This is a genomic window from Mycobacterium sp. TY815 (assembly GCF_030755135.1).
Taxonomy (GTDB): Bacteria; Actinomycetota; Actinomycetes; order Mycobacteriales; family Mycobacteriaceae; genus Mycobacterium.
In genome coordinates this window covers 4,486,999-4,500,495 of record NZ_JAUFRX010000001.1, presented here as the reverse complement: position 1 = coordinate 4,500,495, position 13,497 = coordinate 4,486,999, and the positions used below count along the sequence as shown (strand labels likewise).

General features: G+C 65.9%; 14 protein-coding genes and 1 pseudogene. 5 read left to right on the top strand and 10 right to left on the bottom strand.

Going from position 1 to position 13,497, the window contains the following annotated elements; translation table 11 throughout:
- Positions 1–133 precede the first annotated feature (133 nt).
- From QXK92_RS19720 to QXK92_RS19710, 3 genes are read right to left on the bottom strand one after another with little or no spacing between them, the layout of a single operon-like run.
- Complete coding sequence (locus tag QXK92_RS19720; RefSeq protein ID WP_306244006.1) at positions 134–595, bottom strand: DUF6527 family protein; 462 nt, start codon at positions 593–595, stop codon at positions 134–136.
- Positions 588–1,772, bottom strand: a complete 1,185-nt coding sequence (locus QXK92_RS19715) for a ThiF family adenylyltransferase (protein WP_306244005.1) — start codon at positions 1,770–1,772, stop codon at positions 588–590. Before QXK92_RS19715 ends, QXK92_RS19720 begins: the two co-directional genes overlap by 8 nt.
- On the bottom strand, positions 1,747–2,400 hold the full coding sequence (locus QXK92_RS19710) for a multiubiquitin domain-containing protein (RefSeq protein ID WP_306244003.1): 654 nt from the start codon (positions 2,398–2,400) through the stop codon (positions 1,747–1,749). Before QXK92_RS19710 ends, QXK92_RS19715 begins: the two co-directional genes overlap by 26 nt.
- 235 nt (positions 2,401–2,635) lie before the next feature.
- On the opposite strand from QXK92_RS19710, the gene QXK92_RS19705 reads away from it, so the two are divergent.
- Together QXK92_RS19705 and QXK92_RS19700 are read left to right on the top strand one after the other, a co-directional pair.
- Entirely contained in the window at positions 2,636–2,887 is a 252-nt protein-coding gene (locus QXK92_RS19705) for a hypothetical protein (protein WP_306244001.1), read from the top strand.
- 35 nt (positions 2,888–2,922) lie between these two features.
- Positions 2,923–4,035, top strand: coding sequence for an XRE family transcriptional regulator (locus tag QXK92_RS19700; protein WP_172800361.1), 1,113 nt, complete (start codon positions 2,923–2,925; stop codon positions 4,033–4,035).
- Between the two features lie 99 nt (positions 4,036–4,134).
- Here QXK92_RS19700 and QXK92_RS19695 read toward each other — a convergent pair whose 3' ends face one another.
- The 3 genes from QXK92_RS19695 to QXK92_RS19685 are packed head-to-tail and all read right to left on the bottom strand — an operon-like array spanning position 4,135 to position 6,688.
- Entirely contained in the window at positions 4,135–4,974 is an 840-nt protein-coding gene (locus tag QXK92_RS19695; RefSeq protein WP_306243998.1) for a hypothetical protein, read from the bottom strand.
- On the bottom strand, positions 4,971–5,603 hold the full coding sequence (locus QXK92_RS19690; protein WP_306243997.1) for a hypothetical protein: 633 nt from the start codon (positions 5,601–5,603) through the stop codon (positions 4,971–4,973). The genes QXK92_RS19695 and QXK92_RS19690 overlap by 4 nt, the downstream gene beginning before the upstream one ends.
- A gap of 53 nt (positions 5,604–5,656) precedes the next feature.
- Positions 5,657–6,688 carry a tetratricopeptide repeat protein gene (locus tag QXK92_RS19685; protein WP_306243995.1) on the bottom strand — a complete coding sequence of 344 codons (1,032 nt, stop codon included), beginning with the start codon at positions 6,686–6,688 and terminating at the stop codon, positions 5,657–5,659.
- Between the two features lie 311 nt (positions 6,689–6,999).
- On the opposite strand from QXK92_RS19685, the gene QXK92_RS19680 reads away from it, so the two are divergent.
- The 3 genes from QXK92_RS19680 (at position 7,000) to QXK92_RS19670 (ending at position 10,273) form a co-directional block, all read left to right on the top strand.
- A complete protein-coding gene (locus QXK92_RS19680) occupies positions 7,000–8,307 on the top strand; it encodes an ammonium transporter (RefSeq protein WP_306243993.1) in 1,308 nt (435 codons plus the stop codon).
- Between the two features lie 58 nt (positions 8,308–8,365).
- Positions 8,366–8,593: a YdeI/OmpD-associated family protein gene (locus QXK92_RS19675; protein WP_371934568.1), complete on the top strand. Its 228-nt coding sequence runs from the start codon at positions 8,366–8,368 to the stop codon at positions 8,591–8,593.
- A gap of 198 nt (positions 8,594–8,791) precedes the next feature.
- Positions 8,792–10,273: a PPE family protein gene (locus QXK92_RS19670; RefSeq protein WP_306243989.1), complete on the top strand. Its 1,482-nt coding sequence runs from the start codon at positions 8,792–8,794 to the stop codon at positions 10,271–10,273.
- A 3-nt stretch (positions 10,274–10,276) separates the two neighbouring features.
- Here QXK92_RS19670 and QXK92_RS19665 read toward each other — a convergent pair whose 3' ends face one another.
- From QXK92_RS19665 to QXK92_RS19650, 4 genes and pseudogenes are all read right to left on the bottom strand, one after another.
- On the bottom strand, positions 10,277–10,618 hold the full coding sequence (locus QXK92_RS19665) for a GNAT family N-acetyltransferase (RefSeq protein ID WP_306243988.1): 342 nt from the start codon (positions 10,616–10,618) through the stop codon (positions 10,277–10,279).
- On the bottom strand, positions 10,615–11,604 hold the full coding sequence (locus tag QXK92_RS19660; RefSeq protein ID WP_306243986.1) for a pirin family protein: 990 nt from the start codon (positions 11,602–11,604) through the stop codon (positions 10,615–10,617). Before QXK92_RS19660 ends, QXK92_RS19665 begins: the two co-directional genes overlap by 4 nt.
- Before the next feature lie 22 nt (positions 11,605–11,626).
- Positions 11,627–13,009, bottom strand: a complete 1,383-nt coding sequence (locus QXK92_RS19655; RefSeq protein ID WP_306243985.1) for an acyl-CoA dehydrogenase family protein — start codon at positions 13,007–13,009, stop codon at positions 11,627–11,629.
- A 108-nt stretch (positions 13,010–13,117) separates the two neighbouring features.
- A pseudogene (locus QXK92_RS19650) lies at positions 13,118–13,354 on the bottom strand (transcriptional regulator); the annotation flags it as partial.
- Positions 13,355–13,497: the final 143 nt, after the last annotated feature.

Sequence of the window (13,497 nt, the reverse complement as noted above, 5' to 3'; positions counted from 1 at the left end):
ACACCCCGGTTCTTGGGATACCGAAGCTGCGGGGTGGGCTCCTGGAGCGGACATGTGGCCGCGTCATGGCGAGCTGGAAACCGCGCCGTAGGTCGGACAACAATCGCATTCAGATGCTGAGAAGGCGCGCCTTTCAATTGCGTTGTCGCAATAGACGCCAGATGCGTGACAGGCGATTGACCCGTTTGTTCTGGTGCGAGGCCCTATTGGCTTCAGGGTCGTGGTCCCCTGCGTCTTCGTAAAAGCGCTGCTTTGCGCGCCTGTCGGCGGCGCGGAGGGCTTCGACACGAGCTGTCGGCACAGTCTCACACCAAAGCACTTGGCCCTGGTTGATCCAGTAGTGAGAGGCGCAGGCCAAGCTGCTGTTGTTGACTGATGGGCTGAGTGACACCGTTTCGCCGTCGAAGGTGATCCGCCAGTCGGTCGGCGAGAGTGCGTTGACCACTTCATGTCCGCATCCGCAGGCGCACAGGTGCACGGTGGTGGCGTACTCGATGCAGACATAGAGGGTTGATGGTTCGAGGTGCCGGTATGGAGGTACCTCGGAGACGAAGCGGTGGCCGAACACGGATGCGGCGCGGGATATGTCAGGCATGGTCGGGGCCGACGTTGTCGATCTCGTTAGTTGCCAGGGTGTAGTTGGTCGAGTCGATGGGGTTCAAGTCTGCGTAGAAGCCTAGGGCCTTTTTGAACGCGACGACGGCGAGCGCCGCGTTGAGGGCGTTGAGTTCGGCGAGTTGCACGCCGTGCTGGTAGGCGTCATCTCCGATGTCGCCGAGGGAGATCTGTGAGCGCGCGGCTGTGCGGCTCTGTGGGTAGGGACGGCTGATGGTGGTGCGGACTATGCCGCTCAGTGCTTCGTCGATGACGTCGACGCCGATGCCGGTGTCGACGAAGGGAATGCCGCGTTGCTCGCAGCGGTCGATGATGATCTTCTTCGCGGGCCCGTCGTCGATGCACACGAAGACGAAGGCCATGTCGTCGATGCCATCGATCGTGTTCTCGTCGAGTGCAGTCTGGTGGGGGACGATTCCGCGGTGCATCGCCGTGTACCGGGCAGTGTGGTAGTCGACCTTGGCCACGTGATTGAGCAGCTCGTCCAGTGTTGCAGCGCCGGGGCTGCGAAAGGCGTTGTGCTGGAGAAAGTCATCGTCGTCGAAGAGGTGGATTTCGCGGATCGGTGTCTTCGCTAGGAAGTCCAGGACGTAGCTGCCGGTGCCGCCGAGTCCGATGATTGCGACCTTCGGCACGGCCAGCTTGGAGGTGACGGCTGTGATGCCGGCACGGCTGGATGCGGTGTCGAGGTATACCAGGGGCGAGTCGTGGGCGTCGTCGGTGAGCGGCGGGTAAGTCTGTGCAGACACGGCGGGATCGATGGCCTGCGCTCGGCTGGTCAGGAGATTGGCGTAGGTGGTCATCTTGGCGAAGTAGTCGGGGTAGCCGGCTGCTGGCTTGTGGCTGAAGGTGTGATTGGTCGTCAGCTGAGCGTTGATCTGCTGGGGTTGGGAGTCGATGACCATTTCACGCAGCGGGGTTCCGTCGGGGTGGCAGGGCATTTCGCCGATGAACCGTACGACGTGATCACTCGGTGTGGCGGTGACCTGTCCGGCCAGGGTGAGTTCGGAGACGAGGGTGCCGCGCGCTACCCGGCGGTCGGCGGTGACGTAGGGCACATCAGACAGCAGGAGGTGCGCGCCGACGATCGAGACTGCGTAGCCCTGATCGCGCAGGCGACGCAGGTCGGGGCTAAGACTTATCGGAATGCTGGACACTGACGATCGTGCCTTCCTTGACGGTGAGGACGCCGCCGACGGGCAACGAACCTTTCGAGTTCGGCCCGGCAGCCCTGCTGTAGGTGATTGTGAAGAGGACGTTCTCGCCGGTGGGTGGGTTGTCGAAGGCCAATTCCACGAGGCTCTCGAAGCTCAGCTCGCGGTGCTCGACGCGCTTGGGCCGTGTGTTGACGATGATGGTGACGGGGCGGTGCCGCTCGGGCGCTGAGAAGAATCGCTCGCCGCCGGTGATCTCGAGCATCTCGCCGTGGGCAAGGCGACGGTCGTTGGCGTCGGGAATGTCGCGCCAGATGGCGTCGTCGCCGCTAATCGGCGGCGTGGGCAGGTGGCGCAGCTGCTGTTCGGAGATCGCGCCGGCGGGGACGGTGTACGGCTGGGTGTTGAGGTAGATGGTCACCGGCATCGAGGTGTAGAACCGCATTTCGTCGCTGATCGTGATTACCACGTCGGCGGCGATGGCCGGATCTGCAGCGTCTTCGATGTCCCAGAACAGGTCCTGAGCCGGCGGAGTTACGAGAGCACGGATCTGGGCGCCGGTGTACCGGCCGGGGGCCAGGGCGTGGGGCGATCCGTCGAGGTAGACGGTCAGTTTCCTGGGTGCGTTCACGGTGATCCTTCCTTTTGGGCTCGCGATGCGCGCCACGTCGACGATGCAGCTATGCACCGAGGTAGTCTTGGTGCATCTGGTAATCGATCTTACAGACAGTATTCATTACCTGAAAGGTAATAACATTTTTTTGGCCTGGATGTCACCCGATCTGCGGCGCATCTGCACGTCTGGGGATCTGCTAACGCGGGCATGCCCCGCCTCAGCCGACGCCGTACGGCTTCTGCTGTCAGTCGTGGGGCACGCCGCCGACCTGCGCTCGGTGAGCCGGCTACGCAGTGTGCACGTCCAGCCCATCGATGTGGCAGTGGGCCGCATCATCGTCGAACACAAGGAGGCAGCGATGCATGCCGTGGTCCTGACCAAGGCCGGGAACGTACTTCGAGGAGACCCGGCTAATTACTGGACAGGGATGTCGACGCAGGCAGCGCTACGCGTTGACGACGTCCACGCCGCTGGAACCAGTCTGCTGCGACACGCTGGCTGATGGCAGACTCGCACTCGGATTCCACGCTCCGCTACGTGGCCAACCGCCTCGAGGCGGATTGGGCCGTCGCGCCTGGCACGCTGATTCAGGCCGAACTCGACGCGCTCGAGTATTCCCAGGCAGACGTCGCAGCTCGAACCAACATCAGCACTAAGCACTTCAATCAGCTGATCAAAGGACACGTGCCTTTGTCTCCTGATATCGCCGTTGCCTTGGAGCGCGTACTCGACATCCCCGCTGAAATGCTGCTTCAGATGGACGCCACCTGGCAGGCCGACAAGGTGCGCCGAACCTCGGCCTCGACGCTGGCAGGAATGCAGCACTGGGTTGCGAAATTTCCGAGGCAGGCCCTGCAGGAGTATCGCGTCGTCGACTTCTCCGCTCCGGCCTCCGCACGAGTCGAAGCATTGTTGCGGTTCTTCCGGGTTGCCGACGAGAAGTCGTTCGATCGCATATTTCTTGCGCCGCAGGTCAATTATCGGCGAAGCCAGAAATTTAGTGTCGACCCCTACGCCACGGCGTTATGGCGACGCCTCGCCGAAGTCCAAGCTGACACGCTGCTCGGCGGCGCAGCAGACTACGACGCCAGTGCGCTGAGGGCCGCCGCGCATCAACTGCCGGCACTGAGTCGACTACCTGTGGGGGAAGGTTTTCGAGCGGCCCGAGCAATGCTGTTGAGCGCCGGGGTATTGCTGGTCTTTGTTCCTGAGATCGACGAAACGCGCATCTCTGGTGCTACCTGGTGGCATACGCCATCGCATCCGATCATTGCGCTCACTGGCCGATACAGATTTGTCGACGCCTTTTGGTTCACCCTCGTCCATGAGGTCGCTCACGTGCTCTTACATCCCAAAAGGGTGACGTTTCTACACTTCGAACGTTCCAAGCGCGTCGATGACGATGCAGACCAACAAGAAACCGCAGCCGACGCATTCGCGTCCGACACGTTCTTCAACGACCGGCAGCGATGCGAACTCGCCCTCCTACAAACGAAGGCAGACGCCGAGTCGTTCGCACGAAAAGCAAAGGTGTCCATCGGAGTTGTCGCAGGACAGTTCGGGCACTACACCGGCAACTGGTCTAGGTTCGGCAAACTTCGAGAATCCGTGGATCTGGCTGCGGCCATACTCGGCCCTTCGGAGCGTTAAGAAACTCAACATTCGCGTCAGATGGCGTTAGGCCGTTGCCACCCGTCACGCCGAGAGTGACGAAGAAAGCTGCGCCCGGACCGTGTAACTCGAAACGAGTCAGCGGTTATCGTGGTCTCGCTTGTGCGCAGAGAGCAGGGAGGTGACGGCCTCGACGACATCCGGGCCGATCTCATTCAACGCGTCGCCGACGACCAGCCATTGCTGTGCGCCATCTTGGTCGACATACCGAAAGACCTGTTCGAACGCAAAGACCGGCTTCGGCGTGACCTCTGTCTTCCCCGGCTGGGTGGGTCTGGAGAACTCGACCCGGGCCAGGACCGATCCCTTGCCGACGACGCCCTGGTTGACGGTGGAGACCACCCCGCCGGGTGGCTCCGGATCAATCGTGACACCGCCCAGGTCGACCTGGGTGTTGGCCACAATGTTGAGCAGCTGATGCTTGTCGGTGTTCGACAGGAACTGCAGGATGTGCAGCGGATGCAGCGTACCGGTGCCCACGGCGTTGAACGGCTGACTGCTCTTGAACACCTCGAACACCTCCGGCCCGTACCAGTCCCGGCGGGCCTTCGCCCACTTGGTGTAGCTCTGCTCGGTCGAACGCAGCCCGAAGGCCACTTCGGTCGGTCGCTTCTCCTGAATGTGCGCCGGGGTTATCGCCCACACGGCGTGATCCAGCGCGGCACGCAGATTGTGAATGAAATCCCCTAGAAGCAGCGCCGCCTCGGTGTAGTCGAGATCGGACTCCAGCACCCACTCCGCCCACGCCGTGCGCGAGGTGTACTCATCGCTGTTGTCGCGCCGGCGGTACTGCCGCTCGATCGCCTGCTGCTCGGCCAGCACACCGCGCAGCCGGTCGCGGATCGTGAAGCCATGCGTGAGCTTATGGAACGCTGAGTGTCCCAGTACCCCCGTGGCGGCACCGTTCTCCTCGGTCATCGGCGTCCACCACCGGCGGTGTCGGGGTCATCGGCCACGATCTGCTCGACGACCTTAATGATGCCGCGTAACGCTTCGTCCTCGGTGGGTGCGAACCAGGACAGTGAGGGGAACTCGGCGACCAGGCCGACGAACTCGTTGTCCGCTGGCGACCACTCGACCCGGTAGGCGTAGTCCGGCCGGGCGACATCCTCGGCGGTCCGCGTGTGCCGCAGATGGTTGCGGATGGTGGTGACGATGAACGCCGCCCGCTCCCGGGGGCTCTGCCCATATCCGGGGGCGGTGATTGTGCCGGTGGCGATGAGGTCTCCCTTGGTGATACAGGGCTGCTGCTCGTGCAGGTCCAGTTCGATGTCCCAATCCCCGCCCCGTTCGCGGAAGTAGAAGTTGTGCCCGTCGACCCGGCCTTCCCACTGCTCGGGCACCTGACCGCCGTGGCGGCCCACGACGACGCCCGGCTGATCGGCCAGCCACGCTTGCAGGTCGGCCTCGGCGGCGTGCTGATCGGCCTGAAGCTGCCGGCCCTGTGGTGACCGCCAGAACTCGTCCATCTGGTCGAAAAGCTCCTGGAGCGTCTTTGCTGGTCGCCACCGCCGGTTCCCCGGTGTGTTCTCCATGTCGTCGGGCATACAGATTTCCCCGGCCATAGGCCGGGGTTTTTTGTTGCCGTAGGCCGGGCCGGTCAGTCGCCTCCCTTCCAGCCCGCGACCGCGACGAGTAGCGCCGCGATGAGCAGCACCACCGCGGCGATCATCAGCCCCGGTGTCCGCAGGCCGAGGGTCAGCGGTGTCGCGACCGCAAGAGTGCCGAATGCGATCACCAGTCGCACGACGAGCATCGGCTGCGCTTTGAGCACCGAGGCCCGTGCGCGCCCGGGGATCTCCCGCGCCGCTCGGGCCGACCACCCCAGCAACGTCAGCAGCACGACGACGCCGCAGGCAGCCAGCAGGCGGAATGCCAACCGTTCGCCCGCGTCGATGTCCGAGGTGGTGCCTCCGACGGCCGCGACGAAGCAGAGCACCACGCTGGTCAGGGTCGTCCACCTCAAGGGGGTCCGCAGCGCCGCCCCCACACTGCGTCGGGCGACGGTGCCGAGTGCAGGGTCCATGCGGGCGGCGCCGAGGAAACCACGCAGCGCGGCCCGCCAGCCACCGCTGTCGAGGTGGTTGACGGCGATGTTGTGTACCGCTGATGCGTACCCGGGTTCCAGGCGCAGAGCTTCGGCATAAGCCGCGTTCGACTCGTGCCACCGACGCATCTTGCCCAGGATCAGTCCACGCTGGAAGTGAATGTCGGCGCTGTCCGGCTCGAGCCGTTGCGCCTCGGTGATCGCGCGGAGCGCCGGCTCGTACTGCCAGGCCCGGAACAGCACGAAGGCATAGGTGTGGTGCGTGCGGGATTCGCCAGGCGCCGCAAGCACGGCCCGATGGGCGACTTGCAACGCAGCGTCACGCTCTTCGAGTCCGGCCAGGGCGAGCGCGTACACGCACATGGCCCGCACATGACCGGGCGCGACCGATAACGCTGCCTGTGCACTGAGCTCCGCCCGCTCGGGCTCGTCCATCCGCAGCTGGGCGCGCGCCAGTTCGGTCAGCAGGTCCGGGTCGTTGGGAAGGTGTCGCAACGCCGACATCAGAACCTCGACCGCGCGTTCATTGTTGCGCGAAGCCAGGTACGCACGGGCCAGAAAGAGCGCGTCGTCGCCCGTTGTCACGGAACGTTCTCCGGGAGCTGGCCGGGCGTCAGGCGTTGCTGCGCCAACCGCGGTGTGGCGACACCGAATTGGTCAGGCACGGGGCGCCCGGGAAGCTGCGGCCCGACCGACGTCATGAGGCAACACCGTACGCGGACCGGGACGTGCCCCAGACGGAGTTCATAGTCACCGGCGTCCCACCCAGCCCGTTCCTACCGGTCGATCCACGGGTAGTGCCAACGCCCGTATCCGCCACGATCGGCGCCGTCTACGGTCTATCTGACAAAACCGCGCCGACACCGCCGTCGGCGACGATCCGAGGAGCCACAGAGTTGAACATCGATCCCGCGGCCACCGCGTGGTTGCTCGCCAGCACCGCGCTCGTCCTGCTCATGACCCCCGGCCTGGCGATCTTCTACGGCGGCATGATGCGCACCACCGGGGTGCTCAACATGATCATGATGAGCTTCATCTCGATACCGCTGGTCACCGTGGCATGGCTGCTGGTGGGCTACAGCCTGGCCTTTTCCGACGGCGGGGCGGGCGGCTTCCTGGGCGGACTGGCCCATGCCGGGATGAGCGGCATCGGGCCGGAAACCCTGCACGGACAGGTCCCCGAGCTGCTCTACGCGACCTTCCAGTTGAGCTTCGCGATCATCACGGCAGCGCTGGTCAGTGGCGCCATCGCCGACCGCGCCAAGTTCGCTGCCTGGATGGTGTTCGTCCTGGTCTGGTCGGTGGCGGTCTACGCGGTGGTCGCGCACTGGGTGTGGGCGCCCACCGGCTGGCTGGCCAAAATGGGCGTGCTGGATTACGCGGGTGGCCTCGTCGTCGAAATCGTCTCGGGCTCTTCGGCTTTGGCGTTGGCGCTGGTGCTCGGGCCGCGCATTGGCTTCAAAGTCGAAGCCATGCGCCCGCACAACCTGCCGTTCGTGCTGCTCGGGGTGGGACTGCTGTGGTTCGGCTGGTTCGGATTCAACGCCGGCTCCGCACTGGCCGCCAACGGGCTGGCGTCGGCGATCTTCCTGAACACCCTGGTGGCCGGCTGCCTGGGCATGCTCGGCTGGCTCACGGTCGAGCAGTTCCGCGACGGAAAGCCCACCACCTTCGGTGCCGCCTCCGGTGTGGTGGCGGGACTGGTGGCGATCACGCCCTCGTGCGGCACGGTGAACACGCTGGGCGCCGCCGTGGTCGGGCTGGTTGCCGGCGTGGTGTGCTCCTACGCGATCCTGGTCAAGTTCAAGCTCAACTACGACGACTCCCTGGACGTGGTGGGCGTGCACTTCGTCGGCGGTGTGGTCGGCGTTTTCCTGATCGGCCTGCTCGCCACCGCGGTGATGACCGGTGGCCCGAAGGGTCTCTTCTACGGCGGCGGACTGGGCCAGCTCGGCAAGCAGTCGCTGGCGATGGTGGTGGTCGCGGTGTATGCCTTCGCCGTGAGTTTCATCCTCGGCAAGCTGATCGACCGGGTGATGGGATTCCGGCTCAGTGCCGCGGACGAGAAGAGCGGCATCGACCTCAGCGAGCACGCCGAGACGGCCTACCCCGAAGGGGTCTACGGCCACCAGGCGCCCCGCCGTCCGACCATCGGCGACCGCGACGAATCCCGGCCGCGATCGATCGACGACGAAGACGAATAGGGCCGCTAATCTGACCAACGTGAGCAACAAGCAAGTGCCGGGCGGCGTCGTGCACGAGATGCCCACCGACCTGCGCAAAGCGTTGGTCGCTAACGCGACGGCGTTGGAACTGTGGAAGGACATCACCCCGCTGGCGCGCAACGAGTTCATCTGCTGGGTGGAGGACGCCAAACAAGCGGCGACCCGCGAGCGCCGCATCCGGCGCACCCAGGAGGAGCTCGAAGAAGGCAAGCGACGGCCCTGCTGCTGGCCCGGATGCAAACACCGCGAGCGCAACGGCAAGTAGGGCACTGTGTGGCGGCCCCGTTGCTCGCTCCGGTCGTCGAACGCTAGTGTTTGGTTAGGCGATCCTAATCTGGTAACCCCCTCTTCGCCGGTTTAGGGTCACGCCCGCTGCGCCACCGCCGTGGTCGCAGCGTTCCGTAGGGAAGGACCAGTCGCTGATGGGTGTGACGCCGAGGGGGTGGCCGGCGGTGAGTACGCCGTGACGTCGCCGATCTGGCTGGCCTCACCCCCCGAAGTCCATTCGGCGCTGCTGTCCAGCGGGCCGGGCCCGGGGGTGCTGGTGGCAGCCGCGGGTGCGTGGCAGGCGCTCAGTGCCGAGTACGCCGAGGCGGCTGCCGAGTTGCTGGGTGTGCTGGGTGCCGCCCAGAGTTCCTGGCAGGGGCCCAGCGCCGTGCAGTATGTTGCCGCGCACGCGCCATATCTGGGGTGGCTGACGCAGGCACAGGCAGCCAGTCAGGCCGCTGCAGCCCAGCATGAGGCCGCCGCCGCGGCCTATACGACCGCGCTGGCGCTGATGCCGACGCTGCCCGAGTTGGCCGCCAACCACCTCGTCCATGGCGTGTTGGTGGCGACGAACTTCTTTGGCATCAACACCATTCCGATCACCCTCAATGAAGCCGACTATGTCCGGATGTGGCTGCAGGCCGCGGCCGCGATGGGCGGCTACGAGGCAGCGTCGGCAGCGGCGGTGGCGGGTGTGCCACCCACATCCCCGGCTCCGACGGTCGTCAAGTCCGACGCGCCCGCTGGCACCGGCCAGCTCGCCGCGGCCGCTCCGGCCGCCGATGCCGGGAACCAGCTCAACCTCGCCGACATCATCGCCCAGTTGCTGCAGCAGTACGTGCAGCTGATCCAGCAGATCTATGAACCCATCACCAACTTTCTGCAGAACCCGGTGGGCAACACCTTCCAGCTGATCACCGACTTCCTGACGAACCCGGCGCAGGCGCTGACCACCTGGGGCCCGTTCCTGTTCGCCGTCATCTACCAGGTCGTGACGTGGATCGCGGCGAGCCTCACCTACCCCCAGCTCCTGCTGGACCCGCTGCTGTCGATAACCCTGGGTGTGGTGATCGGGGTGGGTTACGAGTACCTGCAGCAGCTTCCGGTCGCGGTGGCCGAAGGTGCGGAAACGCCGGCCGTGGCGGTCAACGCCCCGAGTCATTCGTCGAATTGGCCGCTGGCGACGCTGGCCCCGACGGTCGCCGGACCGGCCGGCGCCCCCGCCGGCTCGGCAGCCTCGTCAGCCGGCTCGGCGCCGGCATCGGCGACGCCCGCTCCGGCTGCATCGGCCGTGCCGTACGCCGTCATCGGAATCGACCCGGGCGAAGGATTCACGCCGACCTTCCGCGAGGGATCCAGCGCCAAGGCGCCGGCGCAGGGTATCCCGGCTGCCGCTGCGGGCGTGGCTGCCCGGGACAAGCGCCGGTCCCGACGTAAGCGCACGGCCACCATGCCGGAGCACCAGTACGCCGACGAGGTCCTCGACTACGACCCGGGGCCCCCCGAAGAGCCCGTGGTCACGGCGTCCGGCAACGGTTCCGGGGCGATGGGCTTCACCGGCACCGAGGCCAGGACCGATACCGTCGCGGCGGGGCTGGTGACCCTGCCCGCCGACGAATTCGACAGCGGCCCAACCGTTCCGATGCTGCCCAACACGTGGGGGCCGGAAGGACGGTGAGTGTCAGTTGCTCGGCTGTGTGTTGACCCAGCCGACGACTTCGGCGGTCACGGGGTCGGTGATGTCGTTGTATTCGGGATGCTTCTTGAGCACCGTCACCACCATGGAACACACCGGGACGATCCGCTTGCCGTCTGCGCGGGTGGCCTGCAGCGCGTCCTCTAGCAGTAGCGTCGCCAACCCACGCCCGCCGTATGCGGGATCGATTTCGGTGTGGTGAAAGACCCGCTGATCGCCACGGTCGGCGAACTCGGCGAAGCCGACATCCTGGCCGGCGACGGCGATCGTGTAGCGCCGGTCCTCCGCCCGGATGTCGACCTCTGCGCCGGTCTTGTCTGTTGTCATGTGCGCTCCTTCGTGTGCGGAAGTGGCCGGGGGACGAGCCTGGTGGTGGGCATCGGTGGGGCGGGCAGTCGGCTGACCGAACCCTGGTAGCCGCGGACGGCGCCGAACCGCTCATCGCCGTCGTGCCAGAGCTGTCGGTAAGAGACGATCTCGTCGTGGTTGCGCCCGACGAAGTTCCACCACATCACCAGCTCTTCGCAGAACGGAGCACCCCCGAGTACCAGGACCCGGGCGGGGCGCTCGCCCACATTGCGCAGCCGCAGTGCGGAATGGCCAGGGGCCTGGTACCCCAGGTCGGCAACCGACAGCGGAACTTCATTCAGCGCGATGTCTCCCTCGTCGGACAACACCGCGTGCTCGAACGTCGGGTCGATCTCGAATTCGAGGTCCGCGTGCCCGTCCAGGTCAACCTGAGCACCCAGCAGCGGGGTGAAAGTTGTTACCGGCGAACGACTTCCGGCCAACTCACCGAGGAAGACCGACGCCCGCGCCCCTGGTACGGACACAGGTTCGGGTCGGTAGTGCGCGAAATCGCGGCCCGTGTCGCGCGCCGCATCCGGTAGTGCCACCCACAACTGGGCGCCGTGCAGCACCCCGCCGCCGACCGCGACCTCGGAGTGACAGATGCCCGCGCCGGCCGTCATCAGATTGAGCTCACCGGGCCGCACCATGGCATGTACGCCGGCACTGTCGCGGTGCTCCACCTCCCCGCTGAACAACCAGCTCACCGTCTGCAGGCCGGTGTGCGGGTGCGGCGGAACATCCATCCGCGCAGCACTTCCGGTCACGGGCCCGTAGTGGTCGACGAAGCACCAGGCGCCGATCAGTGAGCGCTGCCGTTGCGGCAGGGTGCGTCGCACCGGCATCGCCCGCGGCCCACCCAGGGGAACCTCCCGTGCCGCAAGGATCTTCACCGCCGGAATGTTTGCCGCGACCTGCCAAGCGCCGCAAGCAACTTCGACCGGGGCGGTCTCCAGGTTGCTCACTCTGGCGACCTTACTCGCCTAATCACCGGCCGGGTGGCTGCAGCGCCTTCATGGCGACCCGCATCACCGGCTCGGGGATCCGGTCTTTGAGTGCCAGGGCTCTGTCGGCTGCCCGCGAACGCAGTGGTGTACCCCTGCCGAACATCCGGTTCAAGGGCCCGCCGGTCGGCTCGACCGTCACGTGCAGGGGCGGGACATCGACGGAGGAACCCAGCGCATTGGAGATGACCATCCGCTGGATCTCACTGGTGCCCTCAAAGATGGTGTACAGCTTGGCATCTCGATACCACTTCTCCACCGGGTGATCGGTGATGTAACCCCAGCCGCCCATGGTCTGAATGGCTCGCTCGGTGGCTTTGACCGCGACCTCACTGGCGGCGAGTTTGGACATGGAGCCTTCGCCGCGCTCGAAGGGGACGCCGTTGGCCGCCATCCAGGAGGCACGCCACGTCAGCAACCGGGCCGCGTCGATCTGAGTCGCCAAGTCGGCCAACGGAAATGCGATGCCCTGATTGTCGATGATGGGTCCGCCGAACGCTTCTCGCTCCGTGGCGTAGGCCGTCGCGTACTCCAGGGCGGCGCGCGCGATCCCTATCGCTTGTGCCGCCACCATCGGCCGGGTCTGTTCGAAAGTGCCCAACGTGGCGGATCCGGACTTCTTGGCGCCGGCCACCACTTCGCGGGCCTTGGCCAGTTTGTGTTCGAGCTTGTCCTGTCCGCCGAGCAGATTGGCACCGGGCACCCGGACGCCGTTGAACCGCAGTTCAGCGGTGTGGGACGCCCGGCAGCCCAACTTGTCGAGCTTGCGGACCAGCTCCAGCCCCGGGGTCCCGCCCGGCACCACGAACAGGGCCTGGCCGCGATGGCCGAGCTCCTCATCGACCACCGCGTTCACCACATGCACGTTGGCGATACCGCCGTTGCCGATCCACATCTTGTGGCCGTCGATGATCCAGTCGTCACCATCGCGGCGGGCATGAGTGCGCAGGTTGCGGACATCGCTGCCACCCTCGGGTTCGGAGATGGCCAGCGCGGCCAGCTTGAGATCCCCCGGCGTCCCGAAACATTCTGGGGCCCACTGCAGCATCTGCTCCGGGGAGGCGGCCTGGCCGATCGCCGAGAGCGCCAACGCCGGCATCACGATGGCCAGACCGATCCCCGCGCATCCCCAGAACAGCTCTTCCATGAACATGGGTAGCGAGATGCCGGTCGGGTCGCCGATCAGATCCCGGTAGAACAGCGGGCTGTAGAAGCCACGCCGGGCGGCCTCCTCCAGCACGGGCCAGGGAAACTCCTGGCGCTGGTCGTATTCCAGTGCGACGGGCCGCATCACCTGCTCGGCGAACTCATGGGTTCGCCGGGCCAGATCATGTTGAGCTGCGGTCGGGGTGACGTCGAATGTCATGAGTGCGCCTCTCGAAGCCCGAGCCCGGACGGGGCTGCTGTCGAGCGCCGTATACCCCGGCTGTCGGCCACCTATCCCCTGACCATCCCCTGACTTGCCCTCGTCGGGTCAGGCGGCTGAGCGCGGACCCAGCTGGGCAGCGGGAAGATGCACGACTACTCCGCTTGCCGGGATTCTGTCGGTTGTCCGCTCGGCTTCCCGGCGCGCCAGCAGTGCCGCATTCTCGGGCAGCTCACGGGCGTTGATCTCACCGGCGGCGATGCGCCGAAGCACCTCGTGGGCGTGGGCGAGTTGCTCGCGCTTGCGGTACTGCCCGCCGGGCAGCTTGACGCCGGCCCAGACGCCTTGGTTCGGCCAGAACACGCCGGGGATCGTCGAGCGGGACGGTGAATACTTCGGCGAGCACTGGCCGCACAACTCCGGGGTGGGCTGGGCGTACTCCGCTGCGCTGAGCGCCTTGATCGCGGCGTTGGCGGTACCGCCGCCGA

What these genes read in the sequence shown, in the direction of transcription:
- QXK92_RS19720 (WP_306244006.1), bottom strand. Translation starts at nt 595, where the DNA reads ATGCCTGACATATCCCGCGCCGCATCCGTGTTCGGCCACCGCTTCGTC.
- QXK92_RS19655 (WP_306243985.1), bottom strand. Translation starts at nt 13,009, where the DNA reads ATGACATTCGACGTCACCCCGACCGCAGCTCAACATGATCTGGCCCGG.
- QXK92_RS19675 (WP_371934568.1), top strand. Translation starts at nt 8,366, where the DNA reads ATGCCCACCGACCTGCGCAAAGCGTTGGTCGCTAACGCGACGGCGTTG.
- QXK92_RS19695 (WP_306243998.1), bottom strand. Translation starts at nt 4,974, where the DNA reads ATGACCGAGGAGAACGGTGCCGCCACGGGGGTACTGGGACACTCAGCG.
- QXK92_RS19690 (WP_306243997.1), bottom strand. Translation starts at nt 5,603, where the DNA reads ATGCCCGACGACATGGAGAACACACCGGGGAACCGGCGGTGGCGACCA.
- QXK92_RS19665 (WP_306243988.1), bottom strand. Translation starts at nt 10,618, where the DNA reads ATGACAACAGACAAGACCGGCGCAGAGGTCGACATCCGGGCGGAGGAC.